At 58.6% G+C, this 22761-nt stretch carries 16 protein-coding genes; 2 read left to right on the top strand and 14 right to left on the bottom strand.

Translation table 11 applies throughout. The features are described 5' to 3' along the window. Positions 1–8: 8 nt before the first annotated feature. From ACZO3G_RS00835 to ACZO3G_RS00820, 4 genes are all read right to left on the bottom strand, one after another. On the bottom strand, positions 9–1889 hold the full coding sequence (locus ACZO3G_RS00835) for an NAD(P)/FAD-dependent oxidoreductase (protein ID WP_276873215.1): 1881 nt from the start codon (positions 1887–1889) through the stop codon (positions 9–11). Between the two features lie 90 nt (positions 1890–1979). Next, complete coding sequence (locus ACZO3G_RS00830) at positions 1980–3476, bottom strand: tripartite tricarboxylate transporter permease (RefSeq protein ID WP_101550586.1); 1497 nt, start codon at positions 3474–3476, stop codon at positions 1980–1982. Between the two features lie 23 nt (positions 3477–3499). Beyond that, on the bottom strand, positions 3500–3973 hold the full coding sequence (locus tag ACZO3G_RS00825) for a tripartite tricarboxylate transporter TctB family protein (RefSeq protein WP_101550584.1): 474 nt from the start codon (positions 3971–3973) through the stop codon (positions 3500–3502). Positions 3974–4077: 104 nt separating this feature from the next. Next, positions 4078–5103, bottom strand: a complete 1026-nt coding sequence (locus tag ACZO3G_RS00820; protein WP_276873220.1) for a Bug family tripartite tricarboxylate transporter substrate binding protein — start codon at positions 5101–5103, stop codon at positions 4078–4080. 197 nt (positions 5104–5300) lie between these two features. Between ACZO3G_RS00820 and ACZO3G_RS00815 the strand changes: the two genes are divergently transcribed. Continuing rightward, positions 5301–6245 (top strand): LysR family transcriptional regulator, encoded by a 945-nt coding sequence (locus ACZO3G_RS00815; protein WP_101550580.1) that lies wholly within the window; start codon positions 5301–5303, stop codon positions 6243–6245. 9 nt (positions 6246–6254) lie between these two features. Here ACZO3G_RS00815 and ACZO3G_RS00810 read toward each other — a convergent pair whose 3' ends face one another. After that, a complete protein-coding gene (locus ACZO3G_RS00810; protein WP_276873222.1) occupies positions 6255–7343 on the bottom strand; it encodes an isocitrate/isopropylmalate dehydrogenase family protein in 1089 nt (362 codons plus the stop codon). Between the two features lie 46 nt (positions 7344–7389). Further along, positions 7390–8277 carry an isocitrate lyase/PEP mutase family protein gene (locus ACZO3G_RS00805; protein ID WP_276873223.1) on the bottom strand — a complete coding sequence of 296 codons (888 nt, stop codon included), beginning with the start codon at positions 8275–8277 and terminating at the stop codon, positions 7390–7392. A gap of 231 nt (positions 8278–8508) precedes the next feature. Here ACZO3G_RS00805 and ACZO3G_RS00800 point away from each other — a divergent pair, with 231 nt between their 5' ends. Further along, on the top strand, positions 8509–8919 hold the full coding sequence (locus tag ACZO3G_RS00800; RefSeq protein ID WP_277138418.1) for a hypothetical protein: 411 nt from the start codon (positions 8509–8511) through the stop codon (positions 8917–8919). Positions 8920–9024: 105 nt separating this feature from the next. Here the strand turns inward: ACZO3G_RS00800 and ACZO3G_RS00795 are convergent, their stop codons facing one another. From ACZO3G_RS00795 to ACZO3G_RS00760, 8 genes are all read right to left on the bottom strand, one after another. Then, complete coding sequence (locus ACZO3G_RS00795; RefSeq protein ID WP_277138419.1) at positions 9025–10434, bottom strand: trypsin-like peptidase domain-containing protein; 1410 nt, start codon at positions 10432–10434, stop codon at positions 9025–9027. A 117-nt stretch (positions 10435–10551) separates the two neighbouring features. Next, positions 10552–17244 carry a hypothetical protein gene (locus tag ACZO3G_RS00790; RefSeq protein ID WP_486846682.1) on the bottom strand — a complete coding sequence of 2231 codons (6693 nt, stop codon included), beginning with the start codon at positions 17242–17244 and terminating at the stop codon, positions 10552–10554. A gap of 1 nt (position 17245) precedes the next feature. Beyond that, a complete protein-coding gene (locus ACZO3G_RS00785; RefSeq protein WP_277138421.1) occupies positions 17246–19096 on the bottom strand; it encodes a hypothetical protein in 1851 nt (616 codons plus the stop codon). Between the two features lie 3 nt (positions 19097–19099). Continuing rightward, a complete protein-coding gene (locus ACZO3G_RS00780; RefSeq protein WP_276872030.1) occupies positions 19100–19939 on the bottom strand; it encodes a GH25 family lysozyme in 840 nt (279 codons plus the stop codon). Beyond that, positions 19929–20375: a phage holin family protein gene (locus ACZO3G_RS00775; protein WP_276872028.1), complete on the bottom strand. Its 447-nt coding sequence runs from the start codon at positions 20373–20375 to the stop codon at positions 19929–19931. The genes ACZO3G_RS00780 and ACZO3G_RS00775 overlap by 11 nt, the downstream gene beginning before the upstream one ends. Before the next feature lie 45 nt (positions 20376–20420). Then, on the bottom strand, positions 20421–20885 hold the full coding sequence (locus ACZO3G_RS00770; protein WP_276872026.1) for a hypothetical protein: 465 nt from the start codon (positions 20883–20885) through the stop codon (positions 20421–20423). 13 nt (positions 20886–20898) lie between these two features. Continuing rightward, the gene (locus ACZO3G_RS00765) at positions 20899–21801 is read right to left on the bottom strand and encodes a glycine-rich domain-containing protein (RefSeq protein ID WP_276872025.1); all 903 of its coding nucleotides are present in this window, start codon (positions 21799–21801) and stop codon (positions 20899–20901) included. 1 nt (position 21802) lies between these two features. Continuing rightward, complete coding sequence (locus tag ACZO3G_RS00760; RefSeq protein WP_276872023.1) at positions 21803–22693, bottom strand: glycine-rich domain-containing protein; 891 nt, start codon at positions 22691–22693, stop codon at positions 21803–21805. Positions 22694–22761: the final 68 nt, after the last annotated feature.

Raw genomic sequence — 22761 nt, 5'->3', positions numbered from 1 at the left:
CGTTTTCGTCATATCTGCGCCGCCACGCGGGCGCCCTGATGAATCGCGTCCAGCGCGACGCCCGGCCGCCCGGCGTCCCCGATCACAAAGACCCGCGTTCCGGGCAGGTGTTCCTTCGCCCACGCGCTCAGGCGGTCTTGCGGGCTGCGTCCGGCGGCAACCACGACGCCGTCGACCCCTTCCAGCGCATAGCTGTAATTCTGGCTGCAAACCCGCACCTCCGGCAGGGCGACGCGCTCCGCCTTTGTGAGAAGGTGTGCCGCCACGCCGTGCTCGGACAAGCGCTTTAAGAGGAAGCGCCGCCTGCTCTGGTTGAGCCCGTCCGCGAGCTTGTCCGTCATTTCCACGATCTCCACCCGGCGGCCGGCGGCCGCCAGATAATCCGCCGCCTCGCACCCCACAAGGCCGCCGCCCAGCACTACGATATGGCTTCCCCGCAGGGGCTTTCGCCCCGACAGGAGCTCGTCCGCGGTTACGACGTTTTCTCCGTCGATCCCCGGGATGGGCGGAATGGCCGCGACGCTTCCCGTGGCCACGATCAGCACGTCCGGCCTCTCCCGCTCCAGCAGCTCAGGGGTGACCTCCGAGCCGTATTGGATGGCGATCCCGGCCTCTTCCAGCGCGACCACGCGGAAATTCGTGATTTCGCGCATCCGTTCCTTCTGCGGGGGCAGCGCCGCCAGATTGATCAGCCCCCCGGGCTTCGATTCCCTCTCGTACACCAGAGGCCGGAATCCCCGCAGGGTAAGGTCGTAAGCGGCCTCCAGCCCCGCCGGCCCCGCTCCGGCGATCAGGATTTTCTGCGCCTTTTCCGCCTCGGCCGCCGCGGCAAAGTTGAGCGTCGTCTCAAAGCCGAGCCGGGCGTTTTGCATACAGCGGATCTTTTTATAGAGCGCCGCGTCGCGGCACCCCTGGTTGCAGCCGATGCAGCGCCTGACCGGGCCCGCGACCCGCCCCTCGTACTTCGCGATCATGTCCGGGTCCGCGAGGTTCGCCCGCGCCATGGCGACCAGGTCCGCCTTCCCGCTCCGTATGACGGCGTCCGCCTCCTCCATGTCGGTGATGCGGTTGACCGCGATGACCGGGATGGAAACCGCCGCCTTCACCCGCGCCGCGTTGTCAGCGTTAAAAAGGTCCTCCATGTCCATCGGCGCGGAAATCGCATACTCCGATTCCGGCATGCCGCAGGAGACATGAATCGCATCCGCGCCCGCTTTTTCAAGGAGCCCGGCGATTGCGGCCGTCTCCTCGATTCGCCTTCCGCCCTCCACCAGCTCGTCCCCGCTGATCCGGAAGATCAGCGGATAATCCGCGCCGGTTTCCCGTTTGATGCCTCGGACGATCTCCGCTGCGAACCGCGCGCGCCTTTCGGGCGAGCCGCCGTATTCGTCCTGGCGCCGGTTGTAAAACGGCGAGAGGAACTGCGCCACCTCGTGCGCGTGCGCGCCGTGGATTTCGACCCCGTCCACCCCCGCGCGCCGCGCGCGCGCCGCGCACGCGGCGTAGCTGTCGATCAGGCCGCGGATATACTCCGGCGTAAAATCGTTGATGTCCTCAATGGTATAGCCCCTTCCGGCCTGGAATTTCGCCGGATGGAGCTGGCAAAAGAGCTTTGCGCCATGCTCGTGCGCGACGTCGGCCAGACGCTTCCATCCGGGGATATAGCCGTTGTGGGAGAGGGCTGGGCGGCCTGGGCCCACCTTGCCGTGGGGGCTGCCGGGGATGATGAGCAGCCCCACGCCGCCCCGTGCGCGCTCCCGGACGTACTCTGTCATCACGTCGTTGATATAGCCCTCGGCGTCGCAGAAAAAGACGCACATGGAGGGGAAAACGATCCTGTTTTTGAGCTGAACCGTTCCGATCCGGATCGGCTCCAATGCATGTGCCATAGTGACTCCTTTCGTAAAGACGCGGCGGGGGCCGCAGCCGAGTGCTGCGGCCCCCGCTGGTTGCGTAAAGTTTCTAATCAGGCTGCGGCATCAAGCCTGCTGTTTCGCCTTTTTGCCCTTCATCAGCCCGAATACCACGGACGCCGCGGTGAGCAACAGCAGCACCAGCGTAATGGGGTGCACCACAAAGGTCATCAGCGAGCCCTTGGAAAGCAGCATCGCGCGGCGCAGATTGTCCTCCACCAGCTGCGCGAGCACAAAGCCTAGGACGGTCGCCACCGGGTTGAAGCCGGCCAGCTTCATCAGATAGCCGAGGAAGGAACAGACAATCAGAATCCCCACTGCGAAAATGCCTTCGTTCAGAGCAAGGGAACCCACCACCAGCAGGCAGAGGATGATCGTATTGAGGTAGTGCGGCGGGATCGCGGTCACCTTCACCCACGGCTTTAAGAAAAGCCGCCCCACGATCAGCAGGCAGGGGCAGGCCAGCAGGATGCCCAGGAACACCGCGCCGAGCGCCTCCGGATTGTTCTGTGCGAGCAGCGGGCCGGGGCGCATCCCATGCATGACCATGGCCCCCAGCATGATGGCCGCCGATGTGGAGCCGGGGATGCCAAAGGAGAGCAGTGGCACGACCGCCGCGGGTACGCAGGCGTTGTTGGCGACCTCGGGCGCAATAATGGCGTCAGGTACGCCGGTGCCGAATTTGTCGCCGTCCTTGGAAATCCGGCGGCCCTCATTATACGCGATGAACGAGGCGATGGTGGGGCCCGCGCCGGGCATGACGCCGACCACGATGCCCATGATCATGCTGACGATCGCGGTCTTGATGGTCGCCAGAAACTCCTTGATCGTCACGAAGGTGTAGTCCAGCTTGCCCAGCATGGGAGACACCAGTTTTTTCTCCTGAATCTGCTGGATGATCTGGCCGAACAGCTCCGCCGCCGCCACAAAGCCGACCACGGCCGGCACGTCGCTGACGCCGTCGCCCAGCTGGATCATCCCCATCGTGAAGCGCGGCATCCCCGTAAAGTTGTCCGCGCCGATGCTGCCGAGCATGATTCCCAGGATGATGGAGATAAAGCCCTTCGCCATGTTCCCCTTCGACATGCTGATGACGGCCGAGAGTCCGAAGAGCGCGAGCGCAAAGAAGGCGGACGCGTCCAGCATCAGCGAAATTTTCACCAGAAGGCCGAGCAGGAAAACGCCCAGTATCCCGCCGAAGAAGCTGCCGAAGCATCCGCCCGTCAGCGAATAGCCCAGCGCCTTGCCGCTGTGGCCGTTTAAGTGCATCTGCCGCCCGTCCAGCGCGGTGGGCGCGTTCGCGGGGGTGCCCGGAACGCCGACCAGAATCGCCGGGATCGAGCCGCCGTATTCCGCGCCCACGTAGACCGCGGCCAGCAGCATGAACGCCTGCACCGGCTCCAGCGCGATCGTAAAGGGCAGGATGAGCGACATGGCGAGGGAGGCGGTAACGCCCGGCAGGGCGCCCCCGAAAATCCCCCAGGCAACGCCGGCAAAGACCCAGAGAACACTCTGAATGGAAAACGCGGAGAAGATTTCTCCCCAAAGCTGCATCGTTGTCATTTATAGCTGCTCCTTTCGTACCATCAAATTAGCAGACCGCGGGGAAGATCCGCATTGAAAAGAACCTTGAACAGCAAATAGCACACAACGGCTATCACAGCGGAGGGGATCAGCACGCCCGTCGGTTTTCTCCAGGAAGCTCCCATCAAGCAGAAGCAGACCGCCGCAAATAAGAAGGTGGATACCGTGTAGCCAAGCAACTGGATTCCCGCGACATACAGCACCATCATGCCGATCACAAGGAGCAGGCACCGGATGTCCCTGGGGGTGAATTTTGTCGCGGAATTCGCCTCTTCGGATTTGTCCAAAATCGCTTTGACTAAAATCCACAGGCTCAGAGCGATCAGCACCACCGCCAAAAACTGAGGGAAGCCCGCCGGTCCCAGCGGCTCCGTAGTCAGCGCCTCGGGCAGGGTGGTTGCGGAGTAGAAATATATCGAGCCCAGCGCGATGAGCAGAATGCCCGATATGATATCTACGTATTTTTTCTTCTTCATGGACCATGGTCCTCCCTAACGTTGAAGTTGCGCGCCCTCCGGCGGGGCTCCGGGCGGCCCGCCGCCCGGAGCCGTCTCACGCCGGTTTTGAAAGTCAAAAGCGATTACTCGCCCGTGCCGTATTTCGCGATGATTTCCTTTACGGTCTTATCCTGCTGCTTGCAGAGCTCCAGAAACTCCTCGTGGCCCATCCAGCCGTCAAGGGAACCGGAATCCGCAAGCCACTTCTGGAAAGATTCCGACTGGGAGGATTCCGCAAAGATTTTTTCCCAATATTCGATTGCTTCATCAGGAGTCCCCTTGCGCACAAAGAGGCCGCGCCACTGGGGAAATACGAAGTCCACGTCGGATTCCGTAAGTGTCGGGATGTCGGGGAACTGCTCGACGCGCTTGTCTTCCGCGAACGCCAGCGCCCGGACCTCGCCCGCCGCGAGCTGGTCATAGACCTCGCCCAGCTGGCCGAAAACCGCGTCGACATTCTTCCCGAGCAGCGCCGTGAGCGCCTCGCCGCCGTCCGTGTAGGGGATGTAGCTGGTGCCGCAGCCCAGGGTGTCCGCCATGATCGTGGCGCACATCCAGGCCGGTCCGCCGCTGGCTTCGCCGGCGATGGTCGCGTTGCCCGCCTTATAGGCTTCAAGGAAGGAGGCGATGTCCTGGTAGGGGCTGTCCTTATGGACCACCAGCACCTGAGGCTCAAGCTGGAAACGCGCCAGCGGGACAAGGTCCTCCGTGGGATGCATGCCGTTATTCGCGTTGTAGTACCACAGGAAATTGGTGGGCGTGCCGACGATCAGCGTGTGGCCGTCGGTCTTCCCCTCCTTGACGTACGCCCAGACGTTCGAGCCCGCGCTTCCCTTTTTGTTCTGCATGAACATGTTCTGCGGGACCAGACCCTGCGTCGCCTCGATGATCGCACGCCCGATGAGGTCTCCGCCCGCGCCGACGCCGGAATGGGTGACGATCTCGACCTGCTTCGTGGGGACCCATCCATCCGTCTCCGCGGCGCTTCCCGAGGCCGCCGGAGCGGCCTGCTGCGCCGACGGCGCGGTTTCGGCGTTCCCGCCCGCTCCACAGGCCGCCAGGTTTAGGATCATCGTCAGGCAAAGTACTACGCTGAACAGCTTTTTCATTTAAAAATCTCCTTCTCCCTTTACTCTTGTGATTGTGTGTAACGGTTGTCCGATTGAAAGCGAAAAGCGTCCGTATACAGCGGTCGTAACCGTTTTGGGTTTCAAGTCCCTCCTTTTTCGTCACGTCTTGAAAAAAAGCGCAGTTCATATTAAACTGGAGTTATCGATTCGGCTGATCAAGGAAAGGAAGTGCTAGTGTGCTGCTCAAGGAACTGAACTATATTCTGGCGATCGAAAAATACGGTACGATCACAAAGGCGGCGGAGCACCTGTACATCTCGCAGCCGGCGCTGAGTAAATACATCAAAACGCTGGAGGAGACGCTGGACACCAACCTGCTGGAGAACACCGGCCGCAGCATCATCCTGACGGACGCCGGCAAGCATTACGCGAAGGCCGCCCGCAAGATGATGGAGATCTACGAAACCATGTCGCGCAATCTTTTAAACTCCGACAACATGATCCACGGCACCCTCCGGATCGGCACCTCTTTCACCCGGAGCCCGCTGCTTCTGCCGGAAACCCTCGCGCGGTTCCGCCAGAAGTACCCCAACGTCGAGCTTCTGCTCTTCGAGGAAAACTCCTACAATCTGGAAACCCAGCTTGCGAGCGGGCTGATCGATTTCGTCATCGCCAAGGGCCCGGTAACGAATATTTATAAATTTACGGCCCTTCCCCTCTTCCGGGAAGAATTTCTGCTCGGCCTGCCCAAGGACCATCCGGTAAAGGAGCGGGCGGTCCGCTCCGGCGACGCGGCCCATCCCTGGCTGGGACTGCAAGAGGTGCTCAACGAGTGCTTCATTCTCTTGAAGCCGGGGCATCACACCCGCTTCATGGCCGACCAGTTCTTTGCGCAGTCCCAGTTTGTGCCGGCGAAAACCATTGTGACCGCCAACATCGAAACCGCTCTCCGTATGGCGGTCGCCGGTCTGGGCATCGTGTTCGTACCCAGCTTTTTCACTATCGGCAACGCCTGTCACCAGTCGAAGCTCGACTTCTATTCGGTCGGCGCGCACCCGCTGCAGCGGACGTATACGGAGTTCAGCATTATGTACCGCCAGGAGACGCATCTCACGAAATACGCAAAGGAATTTATCCGGATTATGCAGGACTATTGCCGGGAGTTTTTCGCCGGAGAATAAGGCCCGGCGCTAAAGGTCTCCCGCTTCGAGCAGGCCGCAGACCGCCCGTCCCATTTGCAGCGTGGAGGCGGTCCCGCCCAAATCGGGCGTGACGGACGCCTTGTCGGAAAGCACCGCCTCCATGGCCCGCTCCATCTCGGCGGCCGCCTTTAAGGCCGACGCGTCCTGCTTGCGCCCGGCGAGCCAGTTGAGCATCATCTGCGCCGATTTGATCATCGCGAACGGATTGGCGATCCCCTTGCCGGCGATGTCCGGCGCCGAGCCGTGTGTTGCCTGCGCCATGCAGTACTGCGGGCCGGCGCACAGTCCCGCCGCCATGCCGAGCCCGCCGACGAGCCCCGCGGCCTCGTCGGAGAGAATATCCCCAAACATATTGGTGGTGATGACGACGTCGTAATCCTGCGGCCGCATCAGCATCTTCATCGCGAAGGTGTCTACCACCACCGTCTCAAACTCGATGTCCGGGTATTCCTTCGCCACATCCCGGCAGGCTTCGATGAAGAGGCCACATCCCAGCTTGAAAACGGTGTTCTTATGGACCGCAGTCACCTTTTTGCGCCCGCCGCGCCGTCGGGCCAGTTCAAAGCCCTCCCTTGCCACCAGCGTGCTGTTCCGTCTCGTAATGACCCGCAGCGAAAGCGCCATGTCGGGCGTGGGCATACAGTCGCTGGTCCCGCGGAACATGTTGCGGTCCGGCTGGAAGCCCTCGTTGTTTTCGCGGATGATGACGAGGTCGACGTTCGGATTGATGCAGGGAATCTCCGCATAGGATTTTGCCGGGCGGATGTTCGACACCAGATCGTATTCCCGCCGCAGGATGGGGTGCGGATTGAAGCAGTTTGGCTGATCCTTGGGGTAGGCCATATGTCCGATCGGCCCCAGAATCCACCCGTCCAGCGTGTAAAGCCGTTCCCGGACCTCCGGCAGGAGGGTCGTCCCGTGCTCCAGGAAGGACGGATACCCGATCGGCAGAGGCACCCATTCGATCTGAATCTCCGGATAGCGTTTCACCGCCGTTTTCAGCACCTCGACGGCAACCGGCACGATCTCAAGCCCGATATCGTCGCCGTTTAAAATTCCGATTTTATACTCTGCCATGGCCTGTACAGCCTCCTTTTTCACTCTCTAGGCAGGGACGCGCGGGTTATTCCGCACGTCCCCGCATCACGGACGCCTCGAAATCCATATAGGACTCCAGCCCGGTGCTGTTCGCGCGCTCCTCCTGCGTGCAGAAGATATCCCCGAGGTGGTTTGTCCGCCCCTTCGCCCGCATCTCGCTCAGCACCAGCTGCATTGTGCGGATGCAGGAGCGTGTCAGAGACTGCGGGAAAAACGCGAGCTGGATCCCCATCCGTTCAAAATCCGCGACGCTGTAGTCGCCCGTCGGGCTTCCCTCGGTGATGCACACCGCCGTGGGAAATCCGAGCTGACCGATCTGAATCAGGTCGCTTTCGCTCTTTGGCGTGCTGATGAATACGCCGTCGGCCCCCCACTCCCGGTACAGCTTCGCGCGCCGGAGCGCCTCCTGCATTCCCTGTGTGTTGTCGGCGGCCGCGTCCGTTCTCGCCAGGAGGAAAAAGTTTGGATCTGTCCGCGCCTTAAGGACCGAGTCGATCCGAATTTTCATCTCCTCGACGGGGGCCACCCGCAGCCCGTCGTAATAGGCACACCGCTTGGGGAACGTCTGGTCCTCGATCATGACCCCCGCGATTCCCATCTGCTCATATTCCCGGACGGTACGCAGAATCGTGACCGGCCCGCCAAAGCCCGTATCGATGTCCACAACCATGGGAATGGAGGAAACGCACAGCATGTTTAAGAGCGTATTGCGGTATTCCCCATAGGACAAGACGCCCACGTCGGAGGTGCCGATCACTTCGCAGGACATGGAGGAGCCGCTGACAAAGACGGCCTCAAAGCCGTTGCGCTCCGCCAGTCGGATTGACAGCGGATCATATACCGCGGGACAGCAGAGCGTCTTGCCCGATTCCAGCAGTTTTCTGAACTTAAGTGCCCGATCGACTTGTATCATATCTTTTTCTCCCCATACTTTTGTAATGTCGCGATTTCCATATTTTATTTGTTGTATGAGCGCGCTTTTTGTTCATGTTTATTGTATACTCTATCTTCAACAATTAAAAATACATATTTTACATCCAATTAATAACCCAAAGTTATTGATTTTCTCAAAGTCGATTCCATTTTGCAAGCATTATAAGAAAAAAGCCGCCCTCCCGCCCCCATGGGTCGGAAAGCAGCTTTGATGGATGCCGTAGAAACAGAAAAGAACCTGTCTTTGATGATCATCAAAGACAGGTTCTTTTGGCGGAGATGGAGAGATTCGAACTCTCGAGGAGCTTTTGACCCCTACACGATTTCCAGACCTATTCAAATCATTCTTTTAAAGCATATTGTGCAATGGTTACGTCATTTTTACGTTACTGAACTTTTTTATCGGTATTTTCACCTGCACCCGTACCTTTTCCGCCTGTTCAAGTATCCTTATGTAATAGCATTGTCTCCACATAGTCGGCCACTGGATTCAACCTTTGCTCAACGCGGTCAAGCCAATTTAGGGAATACTCCTGATTGGCTTCGATCTTTGAAAGCCGCTCATTTGTTACCCTCTGTTCCGCTTGGAGTGGTTTTATCTCGTCCCGAACAATTTGTCTGAATGCTTCTAACATCTGCCTATCATCCATTCTTGTAACACCCGCCTTTTTATCATTATAACACCTCTCGCCTTTCGCCACAAGGCCGCCTTGCAACAAGGTCCTGCCTACTGTGTCAAGTATTCAACAAGTGACATATAATACTCCTCATTCTCTGGGTTGCACTCAATAAAATACACATAATTTCCAACAACGCCCATATTCTTAATTTCCGCCTGTGAAAAGTCATCAAACCCGTTTGCACTTTGGAAGTTCTTCCGGTACACTTCCCATTTTTCCTTAACTTCCTTCGCGCTGTAGTCAGAATGCACTTTTACGATCATCACATTGTCGGTGATTGCGGAAGCTTGCGAAAAGTCCTTGGGGTGGGTTTCGTAATATGCATTTGCCCTCTCAGTTTCGCCTTTGTCCCGTATTATAACAACATCCACGTATTCATCGCGCGAAATAACCTCATATGGCCTCGGACCGTAGTATTGGCCTTGCGCATCCAGATGTTCATAAAATGACGAAAAGCTATCGAAAAGACTCCCTGTTCTTTCTTTCGCGTGTTCCAACATAATTTTGCCCTTAACCAAGAGGTAGGATTCTACATAATCGTAATTCGCCTCATTTATTATTGAGAGGCCGTTATTCACCTGCTCCAAAGACATTACAATCGGCATTTCTTCCCCCGGTCCTCCTGTTGCTTCACGTATCATTTCGCTATTTTTTATAGATGCGCCATATATGTTTTTTACAGTGTTAATTGGGACCGCAAAATTCAAATCCCCTCCCCCATCATATCCGGACGATGTAACTCCCATCACCCGCCCGCTTTCATCGAAAAGGGCGCCGCCGCTGCTCCCGTGAGAAATCGGCACAGAGATTTGAAGCTCTTTCATATCTCTGTTCTCCCGAATCGCACTAACAATCCCCTTTGAAACAGTATTCTTTAAGCCTAAAGGGCTACCGATTGCCGTAATGGTATCCCCCACTTCGGTAAGGTCGGAATCTCCCAGTTCCAGCACCGGCAATCCGGTTGGCGAACCGATGCGTAAAATCGCTATGTCTTCAAAAACAGAATACGCTTCTACTCCCTCTACCGAATATTTGTAATCGGTATTATCGACGATTTCTATCGAATAGGCATCCTTGATCACGTGAAAATTTGTCACAAGCGTTTCGTCGTCAAAGGCAATAAACCCACTTCCCGATTTAGCCAAATTTCCCTCTCGGTCGTACACATTTACGAGCAGCACCGAGTTGGACAGCTCCAATATTTTTTCCTGCGCGTCCTTTTCCTGTACCGCAGGCGGGGCAGATTCCGCCGCCGCTTTCGGCTTCCGATAATAGGAAATAAACGTGAATATCATAACAATCGCCGCAAGAACGACCATACCCACACCAACACACTTCACCATGCGGTGAGCGTTCAGATGAAAAGATACTTCCGGAGTCCCGGCCACCGGTGCCCCGCAGTGTTTGCAAAAGGTGCTGTCCGGCTCGATTTCCTTTCCGCATTTTGGGCAATACATTCCTTCGCCTCCCCTCATTTGTTCTTATTTTATTATAGGCTTGACCTATGAAAAAGGAAAGAGCCGCCCCAACCAAAAAAATTGGGACGGCTTCGTCATTCTGTTCACTCCCTGTTATCAAAACGGGTTCTTCTTCCACGCCGAATTTTGCAGGCGGAACATTGTGTGCTTCTGCGCCGGCGTCAACCCCGCCACCTTTCCTACCTTCTCGATTGCTCGTGCCGCTTCCTGCTGTGTCACCGAGCCGTTCCCGTCAGCGTCCACAATTGAGCGGTAGACAATATACGCATCAACAGGGATTCCTTTTTCCGCTGCCTCCTGTGCCGCCGCAATCCAGCCGTCCGGTTCATAGTCGCTCACCTTCGCCTTTGCAATTGCGTTGGCATAGTCATACGCCCTCTTGATCGCTGACACTTTGTCCTCGTCAGCAAATCCTTGGTAGAGGTCGTTCTTTGCGATAGCCTCGACCAGAAGGTTTGCGGCCTGGCCTCGCGTCTTGGCGTACTCGGTATACTGTGCGCCGGTCATAAGCACCTTTTCCCCATCCACGCGGAAACTCTTTGGCGCGTTGCCCGGCAGAATAGAGGCATCCCCCGTCGCATCGTAAAGCTCCTTGATTGCCTCGTCCGCAGGCGTGATCCGTTCCGTCGAAAAATAGCCCGGCGAAAGGAAGTTCTCAAAGGCTCGCTGTGCAATCGGCTTTTCCTCGTTTTCACGTCCCCATGCGTCAACATAAGGCTGTAGGTAAGAACTGAACCACGGTAATTTTGCCGCTGTTTTCTGCGCGAACATCTGCGTCCAATCCGGAAGGTTGATCGTCGGGTCGACATAGGTTCTCCGCCGTGTTCCGTCAAGAGTGCGGGTCACTTGACCCGAGAGCGTCGGAACCGCCTGCCCGAAGTAATTTGCAGCAACCGTCCCCGCTATAGATGAAATCGCATTCGAGTTGCTGTATGCCGCAGACTGGATGGCGCTGTTCAGGCCCTGGAGCATCGACATGTCGATCATCGGGTCGGAAACCCGTTCCGTCGCGTCCAGAATGTCCCACAGGGACAGGTCGCCGTCTTTTTCATGCATGGCGTCCCACACTTCCACGCCCACAAAAAGCGGGAGCGCGGCGGGCGCCGCCCAGTCCAGCGTATACGAACGGCCGCCGACTGTCAGCGCATAATCTTGCCGGCCCTGCATACTGGCAAAGTTTCGTTCCTTGCGGTTGTCGCTTCCTCCTGCCGTAAGCAATCCCTTCGCCGCGAGGAACAGGCCAAGGAGCATGATTCCCGACCCCGTGAGCCCGGCGGCAAATTCGTTTATGGCGTCTGCCGCGCCCGACGGCCTGTGCTTGATTGATTTCACAAGATGTGCCAGCCCCCGCGCAAGTCCTATTGGGCTGTATTCGACACCCCGTTTCAAAATATTAATTGGGGTCTTCTTAAAAGGGAGCAATCCTTCAACAAGGACATTCGCCAGCACACCCGTATTGCTTAATCCATTGATTTTAGCCGCCAATGCGCTATAATCACGGAATGTCGCTTTCTGCGCCTCCTTGATGGCGTGCGCCCTGGCCGCGTCGAGGGTTGCCACCGCGCGTTCGTCCTGACTTTGAAAAATCTGCGCGTCATAACCGTTCGCCTTGATGAAACGCGAGACATTCTCTATATACCGCTTACGCAAGGCATGTTCATCTTCCAGTTCCAGCAGCGAAAAATTTGCTTTCCGCGCCGCTTCCAACCATCTTGTTTTGAAGATCGTCCGGTTGTCGCGGATCATGTTGGAAGGATTGTACTTTCCTCCACCCATGATCAATGCGTAGATATTATCAAAATCCAGACGCGCCGCCCGCTCCAAAATGATGTCGGACGGGTCCAGCGGATTCAGTAAGGCCTTTGTGCGGGGAATCCCCTTCCCTCCAAGCGCGTGGCTTCCTTTGTCGATCCCGGTTTCAAGCAGCGCGGCAACGTCGTTTTTGATGCTCGTCACCATACCGAACAACTCGTTTCCCACAATATTGCGGGCGTGCGTCCGAAAATTTCCGAGCATCGCCATATACCGCCAAGCGTTCCACTTCTCCATGAACGTTGTTTCAAACTTGTCCGCAATAATCTTGTAGGCCCGGTTTTCAATTTCCAGACGGGCTTTGGAGTACTGTGGCAAATTTTCCGCTTCCGTCATGATGTCCATGATATTCATGATGTCATCATTTGTCAGCGTGGGGATGCCCTCAAATTCCTGTATAACCTCTGCAAACGTGTCCTTCCCGTTGCGGCCCTCCTGCAACGCCTTGATTATGTGGTCTGTAAATTCTTCGTCGAGGTCTAGCAGCTTATATGCCTTTTCTTTCCCGAGATCGTCAATCGCCTTGCGCAATTTTTTGGCCGTCTCCGCGGGATCGGACGGAAGCTCGTGCTCGTATTCCTCCGCAATCTCCGATAATCTGCCTGCAAGGTCGTCCATCGCATCCACAAGCCGCTGATCCTGTTTCGCCAGGCGGTCAAGATTGTCCTGTATCGCTTTTTGCGCTTTAACAACCGTTCCCTCCGGGGTTCTGCTGTACTTTGCAAATGCCTGAATGCGTTGGCCGGCTTCGGTCCCGCGTTCCTGAATCATTTTCGACCAGCGTTTAACCTCCGACCAGTCGCCAGTGTTCCGCGCCTCCTCCGTCATGTTTCGCAGGATCATGACGGCCGTGTCCGTATCAACGCCGTCGAATCGCTCCTTTTTTGGAAGGTCCTCCAACTCTCCCATGTAATCGACTTGCAGACGCTGCGCCGCTTCCTTCAGACTTTGCTTTTCACCTATAACGTCGTATTGATAACCGAGCTGCATATTTTGAGAGTTTGCAAGATTCTTTTCTGCCTGTGTGAAAAGCGGAGTCTTCTGGAAAGTGTTATCGTAAAGCTGTGAAACCTTTTGCTTTTTGGGCGATGAGCTCTCCGCCGCGCCGATGCTGTGCGGGCCGTACCCGCTGTCATTCTCCGGCATGGCATCGCTGTACCGTTCAACGCGCGGCGACGGCATCGGCCCCTCTCCGCCGCGGGGCGCGGTCGCTAATGGAAACGCGCCGCCGCGCGGCCCTCCTCCGCTACCTCTGCGTCTCGCGTGGAGTGCGTCGAAATCGGCGTTGACCTTTTTCCAAATGGCAACCGCCTGATCGAAGTCGTCGAGAATATCCGCAAAGAGGTCATGCGCTAACTCTAAATCAAAATCAATTTTTCCGCCGATCTGCGCCCCCAGTTCTTTGATAATGTTGGCTCGCTGGGAGACAATCGCTGGGTTATAACCCTCTCCGAACATCAAATCTCCCATGAAGTCGATGTTCTCATTAAGTTTAGCTGCTTTTTCTGGAGTTGTCGGTGAGGAAATCAGCTCCAAAAAAGGCTGCCCAACTTCCGGGGCAGTGACCGTGATCGAATGAAACCCTTCATGGCCGGCAATCTCCCTGCCCGGAATCTTCGCCCCATTTTTCAGGCCGATCCTTCCGTCCGGAAGGGTCTGCGCATCCGTCAGGTGTTCGGTGGTCATCCCGTTACGGCTGCGTTCAAGGCTTCCTTCATAGCCGAAGGTTTCAAATCCCCGGCGGGAAAGGATTTTCCGCGCCTCTGCCGCGTTCTCCGTCAGTTTCTCTGCGGGCTTGTAGGCGATGATATTGCCTCGTTCGTCCGCTTCGACTACTTTTCCTTCTGAGGCGGTTCTTGCGAGGAAGGTTCCTGCGGGTTCTTGGAACGTTCTGCGGCCAATCGTTCCGCCTGTTTGCGCGCTACCCGCTCCCGGTTCACCTTTCCGCCAAGCCAACTTTCCATCATTTTGATCAAGGCTTCCTGCCGCTCCTCCGGTGTCATTGGCATTGATACCACCTCCATCATGATTATACCCCGCTGCTCGGCCATACTCAACACCTAAGTTGTTTCCGAGGCTTTCCGCCCGGCCGTCGTCCGGCGTTTCGTTGTACCGCTCGACCCTCGGCGTCGACATCGGTCCTTCCCCGCCGCGCGGCGCGATAACACGGCCAGACGCCTGCCCGTCAGTCCCCGACGGAGAATTCAGACCTGTCGTCAAGCTATTCACATCCGAGCGCATGTCTGTTTTTGGCAGATTGTAATCCTGCATTTTATGGATATTTTCTTCCTTCGCTGTGCCGCCGGCATTGATTTTCCCACTGGGATCGGATATAATAGGTTTAACAGGAACAGGTGATCCACCGATTGAGCCCTTGGGCAACAAATCGGTCTTGATGGTATCGCCTGTTCCTTTTTTTGTGCTGAAAATCAGATTTCCGTTTTCGTCCACTACCTCGTGCAGATAGTAGCGGTTGTCGGACATTTTTGTCACGACGGCGGCCACGTAATTTCGTACTGCCCGCTCTCCGTCTCCAACCAAAATTGGAGCGGCAAAGACATAGCTGTCATAACCACGCTGTTTCCAATCGGACTGAAAGTCGATCTGCGTTCCGCGCTCTATGATGTCCGGTACGGCGACAAATGCCGCCGCCTTTCTCCGCCCTATCCCGTGTGCGATGCTGTCTTTCACGCCTCTTTCATCGAGAATTACGTCCCCGAACCCTTCGCGGTGTACCTTGTTCCCCAAGGAATCGAAGAACTCGCCGACCTGTTCCGTCAGCTTTTTTTCGCTTTTCGGGAACTCTTCTCCGGTGATGGTCAACACAGGCTGCATCTCCCGGATTCTCGGGATGCTTTTCCGCAGCTTTGAGACAATTTCTCCGGAAACCTGTTTGGCCTGCGTCCCCGTCGCCGTCGGCAGAACGCGCGGCGCGGCCGTCGGTCCGTCCTGCGCTGTCGGCAGATATGTAACCTGGTCCTGCGGGATTGCGGTTTCGCTGCCCGCTATGGTGACATACCGTTTCCCGCCGTAGCTTCCCGCATAGCCCGTGACATCTACCGGCTGGTCCTGCCCGGCGCCGTGCCACACCGCCGCGCCGGTCTGTACCGGGGGCGGCAGGGGGATCGCCGGGGTCTGGGTCGGTTCCATCCGCGGCGGCTCGGAAACGGAAGCGCCCCCCGGCAAAAGCGCACCGGCGCCGCCCGCCGTCGGAAGCATCGGGGCGGGCGAAGGAGGCGCGGCCCCACCCGCCGTTCCCGCCGGGAGCAGCGGTGTGACGGAAAGGCCCGCTTTCATCTCTGCGAGCACGCCGTTCATCTGGTCAAGCGCCGAACAAATCTGATTCACCGTTTCCTGCTGGCCGAGAAACCGTCCGCTTTTCAGGGCTTCCCCAAGCCGCCTGTTGTTTTGGATGATGCTGTCCAGCATGGCTACCCGCTCGGTGTCGCTCGCCGCGCTGTTCAGCGCGTAGGAATACTTCTCGAAATCCCCGCGCATCGTCTGCATACCGCGTTCCAGCCGCGCGCGGTCCGCGCGGACCATTCCGGGAATCTCAATCAGTCCCATAATGGACGCATACAGGCCCGCAACCGCGGCATCCTGTACAATCTGTTCTTTTGTCGGGCGGCTGTCCTCCGGAAGCAGGAAATAGGTCGCGCCCGTGTTGCCCGCGGCGAAGCCCGCGCCCTGCAATCCGCGTTCCACTACGGCGGTGGGAATGGAATTTTGCAGGCCGATTTTAGAGAGACCCGCGCCCACCAGTCCGCCGACCGCCTCCGAAGCGGCGCCGCCAGCCGCGCCGCCGGCAAACCCGATGCCCGCATTTTTCAGGCTTTCCCCAAGCGTCCCGCCCGCGCCGGCCGTGTTGAGCCCGGACACCGCGCCGAAGGTCAAACCGGAAGACAGGATTCTTCCCAGTGCAGGCACTTTCTGGACAATGGGAATCCCCTGTACAGCGTCGCCGATGATTCCTCCGGTAGCAAGCATCTTCGCGATCTCTCCGGCCGTGCTTCCCACCGCGGCCGCGCCCGGCTGCATGGCTTCCGCCTGCTCCACCGTTTCCCGGCGGGTCAGGCCGCTTACGCCTTTAATGTCCTCCCCGAGCGGGAAATTCTTGATCGTCCCAAAGCTCATCGCGTTTGCGGCGGCCGTCATGCCCGCGCCCGCTTTCGTCTGCCCGAAAAGCCGCTCGACGAGCTCGGCGGCAGCCTGCTGTTCCTCGGGTGTCGCTTCACCGCGGCGGGGTTTCAGGTAGTCGAAAACAGACCAGCGGTTTTGTTCCTTTGCAAACTGGGACAGCGTGCGGCGGCCCTGTGCCGCAAGCTCACTGCGGGTATCCGCGGAAATCCCCGGCAACACCGCAAGGACGCTGTATTTTCGGATGATCTGCGCAGGCGTCAAGTTCGCGTCGGCTGTGAAATCAAACCCCGCCCGTTCTAATGCTGCCCGGTCAGCCGCAGGCAGGGAGGCCGCCGGGATCGTCCCCGTCACACGGTTTACCGTGTTCTGTACCCTCTTCTGATCTACGTCAGTCCGCAGGGGCATTGCATACGGCCGTATCTGCGCCGGCGTAACGTCGGGCATGGTCAAGTGATTCCGTCCGGGCTGGAAGGTCGAAAGCGCAGACGGGAGCGTCGGGCCCGCCGTCGGCAGGGACACTGGCTTTATATATCGGGCTGCGCGTGAGGCGGTATCCTTCACCTTATCCAAATCGACATCTGTCCGCAAGGGCATTGCCGTCGGGAACGTTTTCGTAGATACCTGTTTTTGAGAAGAAGTAGGACTTGAGGCCGCTGTCGGTAACGTCAGCGGCCTCACTTCTGAAATTCTCGATGGGGTATCAGGGCGGCGATATACGCCGTCGTTGGAAAAGCTGGCTTTTCCGTCCAAAATATCTTGTATATCCTGTGCGGTGTATTGGTGGTGTTTCCCTCCACTCTTTACGATCCGATCGATGTCCTCTAAGGTATACGGCATATTACCACCCCATTGTCCCGTTGATGATATTTGCGATTTCTGTTTGCGATAGTCCACGATCTGCCAACAGGCGAATGTATGCAGCCTTTCCTTCAGGAGTCCAGCTATCCAAGGCCGATTGGCTGATGTACCTTGAAGAGATGCCCGGTGCATTTGGCATCGCCCCGTAATAGTATTCGTAGGCGGATACCGTTTCCGGTGTCCGGATTCCTTTACTGACATAGGCGTCATACGCCTGCGCCGCAGTGAGCCTCGGCTTCGACGTTCCACCACTCGCACCATCATACTTGGCTTTGATTGCCTGCTGCTTTTCGTAGCTGTCCAGATCAAGCTGATTCTGGTAGGCCAAGAGCTGCAATTGCCGCTGCCAGTCCATTTCTGACTGCCGCTGTGCAAGGAGCTGTTCCGCCCGCTGCTGGGCGAACTGCGCCTGAATCTGGGCTTCGGACATCTCCCCCTGCGCGCCCGCGGCGGCCATTTGATTTCTCAGGCTGCGGATCGCCGCGTCCCTGCTGTTTACCACGCCCGATCGGGTGTTCTCATAATCTGTGTTGAGCCCAAGCAGGGTACTTTCGGTCAGGCCGCCGCCGTATCCCATCGCGGCCATCTGCTGGGGCAGATTGTTCTGTCCAAGCCGCATGTTCACATACGCCTGCCGCGCGGCGTCGTCCGCCTGCTCCTGAATATCCGGTATCTGGTTCTCGTACTGCTGCTGTGCAAGGCGCGTCGCCTCGCGCTGGGCCCGCAGCGCGGCCCGTTCCGCATCGCTCATATAGTCCTCGTAATCGCCGCTGTAGATTCCCGTATTCGGGATCATCTTCGTTCCGGAGAGCGCCGAAAGGCCGGCGTATGCCGAGTTCCCGCCGTAGGCCGCGCCGCCCGCCGTTCCGCCCGCGGCCCCATATCCGCCCGAGCCGTCCGGTACGGAATAATAAAGCTGATTGGGGCGGTATTCCGGCCCTCCAACGCCCGTCCCGCCAGCCGCCCAGTAGGTGCCGCCGCCCGCCCTCTGCCCCTGTGAAAGGGGGTGCGCGTCGTCCGCGGCCACGCCGTAGGTGCCGTTGTACCAGTTGTAAGCGTCGTTGTAGGCGTCGGATTTCGGGTAACTGTACCCCGGCGACACGCCGAAGTTCCAGTCCTGCTTTGCCTTTGCGTAATCGGGGAGTTCGTCGTAGGTCCAGATGCCGCCAGTCCCCCATTTTTGGCCAAGGTGGTTGTAGATGTTCCCGAACTCGTCCACCGTGCTTTTATAGTTGGTGGCCTTGTAGGTCAGCGGATAGACGTCGACATCGGGATGCTTTTCGAGGTAATCCCGGTCGACGAGCATCCCGTTTCTCAATCTTCCGACCGCCGAGGCCCCCCACGGGTCGGAGGTGTAGGCGCTCCCGGGCGTGTAGTTGGAGTTCAGGTAGTCCGCCGCTTTCATGCCGACCGCCGAACTCGGGTCATACTGCCCGTAACCGCCATACCCGCCGTTCGGGCCGATATAGTCGCTGAGAACCTTTGTCGTCTGGTTGTAGCCTCCGCCGGAGGAGCCGCCCCCGCCCGCGTACTGGCTTTGCACCCGACGGCCCGCGTCGCTGTCGAGCGGCACCTTCATGCCGGTGGAGGAGCGGATATAATCCCTGCCCCCCTCGTGCACGATATCCCCCGGGTTCCATCCCCGGCCGGCGCCGGACGAAGAGGAACCCCCGCCATAGCCGGAACCGGACGAGCCGCCGCCCTTGAATGCGCCGCCGGAAGAACTGCTGCCGCCCCCCTTGGAGCTCCCGGACGAGGTAGAAGAACCTCCGCTTCCCTGTCCGGGGCGGATCATACGGTTTCCGCCGTCACGCCAATCGTCTTTTGCCATCTGTTACACCTCCGTTTTGAGCAAAGCCGCCGCCTGCGCGATCGTTGCTTCCAGGCGGGCGGCGCGGGCCTCCGCCGCCTCCGCGCGGGCTTCGGCGGCCTCGTACATGAGCTTATAGTCCGGGACCTCCGGGGGCGTTTCCGGGGCTGTGGGCGCGTCCGGTTTCGGGTATCCGTTTTTCCCGGCGGCCCGCATAATCTCCGGGTACTCCCGGTAGCAGTCGTTTAGGTCGATTGGCCCGGCGACGCCCTCGACCGTGCCCACGTAGCCGGGCCAATCCCCATGATGCTGCCACATGCCATACGCCCCCGAATAGGTGCAGCGGGGCGCGTACTGCGCGACCCAGCAGTCATAGCGGTCCACCCGGCCGGGAGCGTACCGCCGCAGGTCGTCCAGCGGCGACTGCGACATGTATAGGGTCCCGTAATATCCCGCCGCCTCGATCTCCTCCAGAAAGCCGTCGATCACGTCGAGCTGCTTTCCCGGCGGCCATCCGCGGATGTACTGCTCGCACTCGAAGTCAAAGGCCGCCGGATAGGAGAGACGATACGGCTTCACCGCATCGAGCAGCGCGCGGGCCTCTGTCCGGGCCTGCTCGGGCGCGGCCGCCTTGGAGTACCAGTAGACCCCCACGTCCAGTCCCGCGGCGGCCGCGGCCTCCATCTGCGGCACAAAGGATTTGCTGATGTAGGGGTAAAATCCCTTCTTCGGGTCCTGCACGCCGTACCCGACGCGGATCATTGCGAAGGTATACCCCGCCCGCCTCACTGCCGCAAAGTCCACCTTCCCAGTCCCGCCGCAGTTGTTGGAGGATACGTCGACCCCCCGCGCCCTAATCTCCATCGAGGGTTTCCCCCTCCCGCTCCGCTGTCTCTTTCAGGTGGGTCAGCACTTTCATAAACCATTCCGGATAAGGAACGCCCAGCTTCCCGAGGTTTTCGAGGATCGAAAGCAGCTCATTGATCAGGAGCCATATAATGATGAGCAGCGCACAAAACCCCTGCATTTTAGTCTGAAACCCTATGTATTCCCCGCCCGTCTGGATCGCCCAGTCCGCGATCATCCCGACCGCGATGATGACCAGATACCCCAGCTTTTTGACGATCCCCCGGACGCCAATCCTGCTGGACAGTTCCCCGGCCACCCACGCGGCGGACATCCCGGTGATGTAATCGAGCACCATCGCTACGAGGATCACCGCCACCCACGGCGCGAGCGCGCCCAGCAGCGACAGGATAAACGCCGCCGCCGCGAAAAAGCCCTTGATCGTATTTGTCATCTGGTTACCTTCCTTTCCTTTGCGCCGCCGCGGGCGGCTGATGTGTCATCCCTCGAAGGGGTAGGCTTCAAAGATCGCGGGCAGCTCCGAGGGCGGGTTGAGCTGTGCCGCCATGCCGGATATCGCCCTGTACCGTCCGCCCGACGGGTCGATCTCGATCATGCCCGCCTCGACGTGCATCCCGTAGGTGTACGGGTAATGGCCGCTCCGGTCGGGGGCCGGGTAGGGCGTGTAGAGGGCGAGCAGGCCAGGCATGTCCGGCGCCTGCGATTCCAGCGCGGCGGCAACCGGCTGCTGCACCTGATATGCCGCGCCCTTGTACCGCACCGGCTCGCCCGCCGCGTAGTCCCCGCCCGGTTTCCATTCGCGGTACTGCCCCGCGAAGATACCCGCCGCCGCGGGCAGGGCCGTTTCCTTCGGGTAGGCATAGGTCTGCGCCATCGCCGCCCCCGCCGTGATCAGGCGGCCGATATAGTTCACGACCGCCGCCGCGTCCTTTTGATAATCCATGGTCATTCCTCCTTTATGCCGCAGGGGTTCGGTGGTTTCGGATGATCACGATTCCTTGACCGCCATCACCAGCAGTTCCATATAGGTTTTGTTCCCATGATGCGCCAAAAACCGGGCCTGCGCCACCACCGCCACCGCCATAGTTTCCACCGCCACCACCACCGTTTCCATCTTCTCCTTTTCCTCCCTTTCCCCCTTTCCCTTCTATCGGGGAGCCGTTTTTCCCATCTTTACTGTCGGATGTCCCGCCCTTTCCACCACTTGCGCCGCCGTTTCCTCCGTTCGCACGATATCCTGCACTTCCTCCGCCTCCCGCATAATCCTCGCCGGTTGGTTCGCCAAATTCGCGGGTGGTCGTACCTTGCCCGGGATTTCCGTTAGAAGCCCCACCTTGTCCTTCATGCTTTGCATATGAATCATTATTTCCCAGATAACTGCATCCTTTACCGCCATCGTTTCCACCACTGGCCGCTTGGGTAGTTCCTCCAGCAGACCCCCCAGACACGGAAAAGTTAAAAGCTGATGAACTCCCGCCCGGCGTTGAACTGACGGCCTTTGATCCGCCAATTCCGTGCGCACCAATAATGATTTCATAAGGGATGCTGTTTTGAACGATCGTATTCTCCGTTGCGGTAAATCCGCCTCCGCCTCCGCCTCCCACATCTGAATAAGTGTACGGTTTGGATTCAACCATTCTGTAGCCAAGACTTCTTCCTCCACCGCCGCCGCCCCCAACGAGGAACACGTCGATGTTGAGCGTATCGGGGGAAAGGAGGGTGAAAACGCCGCTCGTCAGGAACTTGACGCGCCAGTTGCCGCCCTCGTCGTCGATGAGCTGGAACTGCCCGGTGTACTCGAACTTGGGGAAACCGCTCACGCCGCCCGTAATCGCGGTTGGGAAGTTGGTCGACAGCATGTCAAACCACCTCCTGCACGCGGTGGTTGCGGATGATCACGATGCCCTGACCGCCCGCGCCGCCATTAGCATATTGGTCGCCATGGCCGGAAGTCCAAGAATGGCCGCCTCCGCCTCCACCTCCGCCATAATTTCCGCCACCGCCGCCACCGCCGCCGTGCGCACTGCCAGATGTAGAGCCGTTTCCGCCCCTTCCGCCTTTGCCCGTGACAGTCGAACCGGGATAACCGTTGGCATAACCATTTTGGGTACTCCCGCCGTCGCCGCCATTCGCTCCGCCATTTCCGCCAGCCCAATTGCCATTATAACCATACCCGCCGCCGCCACCACCGCCGGCGTAATCTTCGCCGTCAGCTTCGCCAAATTCCCGGGTAGTCGTACCTTGTCCGGGAGTTCCATTGGAAGCGCCCGGATTCCCTATATGACCTGTTGCTCCGCTGCTATTACAACCGTTTCCACCTTTGTTTCCGCCGTTTCCGCCGATATAGGATGAGGTGCCTTTCCCACCTTCCGCATAGTACGCAAAGGCGGTCGTCACTCCTCCGCCTTGTTTTGCCGCTCCGCCTGCACCGATGGTAATTTCATATGGGATTCCTTTTTCTACCTGTGCAAAGTATGTTCCGGTAAAGCCACCGCCGCCTCCACCGCCAGACAATCCACCGGTGGATTGGTCACCGCCACCACCACCTCCGCCGCCGACGAGAAAGGCGTCGATCATCATGCGGTCGGGTTTGAGCAGCGTGAAGGTCCCCGAGGTCAGAAACCGGATTTTCCATCCGATCCCCGCCTCGACGATGACTTCACTTTGTCCCGTGTAGGTAAACTGCGGCACGTCGATCCACCCGCCGGGAGAAGAGGGCCCGCCGCCGGAAGGAAAGCAGCTCGTCAGCATGGCGCGCCGCCCCCTCTCCCGGATTCTCTTACGTTTTGGAGACACCCCCTCGGGGGGGGGGGGGGGGG

The organism is Anaerotruncus sp. (genome assembly GCF_057433415.1).
This window is presented reverse-complemented; position numbering and strand designations above follow the sequence as displayed.

Excerpts from the sequence above, each read along its gene's own strand:
- ACZO3G_RS00835 (WP_276873215.1), bottom strand. The coding sequence starts at position 1,889 with ATGGCACATGCATTGGAGCCGATCCGGATCGGAACGGTTCAGCTCAAA.
- ACZO3G_RS00830 (WP_101550586.1), bottom strand. The coding sequence starts at position 3,476 with ATGACAACGATGCAGCTTTGGGGAGAAATCTTCTCCGCGTTTTCCATT.
- ACZO3G_RS00825 (WP_101550584.1), bottom strand. The coding sequence starts at position 3,973 with ATGAAGAAGAAAAAATACGTAGATATCATATCGGGCATTCTGCTCATC.
- ACZO3G_RS00820 (WP_276873220.1), bottom strand. The coding sequence starts at position 5,103 with ATGAAAAAGCTGTTCAGCGTAGTACTTTGCCTGACGATGATCCTAAAC.
- ACZO3G_RS00810 (WP_276873222.1), bottom strand. The coding sequence starts at position 7,343 with ATGGCAGAGTATAAAATCGGAATTTTAAACGGCGACGATATCGGGCTT.
- ACZO3G_RS00805 (WP_276873223.1), bottom strand. The coding sequence starts at position 8,277 with ATGATACAAGTCGATCGGGCACTTAAGTTCAGAAAACTGCTGGAATCG.
- ACZO3G_RS00800 (WP_277138418.1), top strand. The coding sequence starts at position 8,509 with ATGGATGCCGTAGAAACAGAAAAGAACCTGTCTTTGATGATCATCAAA.
- ACZO3G_RS00795 (WP_277138419.1), bottom strand. The coding sequence starts at position 10,434 with ATGTATTGCCCAAAATGCGGAAAGGAAATCGAGCCGGACAGCACCTTT.
- ACZO3G_RS00790 (WP_486846682.1), bottom strand. The coding sequence starts at position 17,244 with ATGCCGTATACCTTAGAGGACATCGATCGGATCGTAAAGAGTGGAGGG.
- ACZO3G_RS00785 (WP_277138421.1), bottom strand. The coding sequence starts at position 19,096 with ATGGCAAAAGACGATTGGCGTGACGGCGGAAACCGTATGATCCGCCCC.
- ACZO3G_RS00780 (WP_276872030.1), bottom strand. The coding sequence starts at position 19,939 with ATGGAGATTAGGGCGCGGGGGGTCGACGTATCCTCCAACAACTGCGGC.
- ACZO3G_RS00775 (WP_276872028.1), bottom strand. The coding sequence starts at position 20,375 with ATGACAAATACGATCAAGGGCTTTTTCGCGGCGGCGGCGTTTATCCTG.
- ACZO3G_RS00770 (WP_276872026.1), bottom strand. The coding sequence starts at position 20,885 with ATGGATTATCAAAAGGACGCGGCGGCGGTCGTGAACTATATCGGCCGC.
- ACZO3G_RS00765 (WP_276872025.1), bottom strand. The coding sequence starts at position 21,801 with ATGCTGTCGACCAACTTCCCAACCGCGATTACGGGCGGCGTGAGCGGT.
- ACZO3G_RS00760 (WP_276872023.1), bottom strand. The coding sequence starts at position 22,693 with ATGCTGACGAGCTGCTTTCCTTCCGGCGGCGGGCCCTCTTCTCCCGGC.